1 protein-coding gene is annotated in these 259 nt (G+C 61.8%); it reads left to right on the forward strand.

The window, feature by feature from the left end; translation table 11 throughout:
* Nucleotides 1-259: cbb3-type cytochrome c oxidase subunit I (locus SAY88_RS25240; RefSeq protein ID WP_332635179.1), on the forward strand; the 259-nt coding region annotated here is incomplete at both ends.

A 259-nucleotide genomic window follows, 5' to 3' on the forward strand; every position in this document is an offset into this window, starting at 1 on the left:
GGCGTCGGGTTGTGGCAGATGTTCCTCGACCGCAACTTCGGGACGGTGTTCTACGAGGCACAAGCGGCGGGCGACCCGCTGCTATGGCAACACCTGTTTTGGATCTTTGCGCACCCCGAGGTGTACGTACTGATCCTGCCCGCAATGGGCATCGTTTCCGAGACCCTCCCGGTGTTCTCCCGCAAACCCCTCTTCGGCTATGCGTTCGTCGTGTTTTCCGGGATTGCGATCGGGTTCCTCGGTTTCGGCGTGTGGGCGC

This window comes from Halalkalibacter flavus, assembly GCF_036663575.1.
Taxonomy (GTDB): Bacteria; Bacillota; Bacilli; order Bacillales; family Bacillaceae_D; genus Halalkalibacter; species Halalkalibacter flavus.